Here is a 908-nt window from a genome sequence, read left to right as displayed (position 1 = left end):
GACGGCGACGGGCAGTCCGGCGCTCCCGGCCTCCTCCTCGAGCCGGGCGTAGGAGGTGCGGATCGCGTCCTCGAGGGCCGCCGGCACGGTCGCGCCCTCGATCCGCGCGGAGAACTCCGCGCTCAGCTCCTGGACGCGGGCGAGGTCCGCGCCGCGCGCCTCGGCCCGCACCGTCCGGGCCGCGTCCGCCAGCCCGGACTCCGCCAGGAAGTAGCGGTAGGCGGAGGTGGTGATGCCGAAGCCGGGCGGCACCGCGAACCCGGCCGCGATCATCTCGGCCAGGCTGCCGAACTTCCCGCCGAGCAGCGGGCTGGCGACGGCCGCGGGGTCGTCGATCCGGAGGACGAAGGGGGTCTCCGTCGTGGTCATGCGTTCACGTCCTCGAGCACGCGGACGACGCCGTTGCCGCCGTCGACCTCGATGAGCTGTCCGGTTTTGATGGTGGTCGTCGCGAAGCCGGTGCCGACGACGGCCGGGAGGCCGTACTCGCGGCACACGATCGCGGTGTGCGCCATGATGCCGCCGACGTCGGACACGGCGGCCGAGAGCCGGGAGAAGACCGGTGCCCAGCTCGGCGCGGTGATCCGGCAGACCAGGATGTCCCCGTCCTCGACCTCGTGGAGCTGCTCCGGGTCGAGGATCACCCGGGCCCTGCCGGTCACCTTGCCCGCGGAGGCGGCCACGCCGTTGAGCTGGTTCGGGTCCTGGCCCTCCGAGCCGAGCCACTCCTGCACCGACTCCTGGTTGATGCCCCACAGCATCACCGTCAGGGGCTCGGTGATGTACTCCGGCGGCACGCCGAGCGCCGGCTGCGGCGGGTTCGCCTTCAGCACCTCGCGGATGCGGCGCCGGCGCTCCACCTCCGGGCGCCAGTAGGTGACGCCGCGGGCCTCCGTCCCGGTCGCCCA

Annotated in this window: 2 protein-coding genes; both read right to left on the bottom strand. The window is 73.9% G+C overall.

Features of this window, described 5'->3' with window-relative positions; translation table 11 throughout:
- Positions 1-369 (bottom strand): PEP/pyruvate-binding domain-containing protein (locus tag PKE99_RS37870; RefSeq protein WP_271215074.1); only part of this gene is annotated, 369 nt, incomplete at its 3' end.
- On the bottom strand, positions 366-908 hold a 543-nt coding region (locus PKE99_RS37865; RefSeq protein WP_271215073.1), incomplete at its 5' end, for a PEP-utilizing enzyme. The genes PKE99_RS37865 and PKE99_RS37870, both read right to left, overlap by 4 nt.

The sequence above is a fragment of the Pseudonocardia halophobica genome, assembly GCF_027922425.1.
GTDB lineage: Bacteria > Actinomycetota > Actinomycetes > Mycobacteriales > Pseudonocardiaceae > Pseudonocardia > Pseudonocardia halophobica.
Note: the sequence above shows the minus strand (reverse complement) of the source record. Positions and strands in the feature narration are given on the sequence as shown.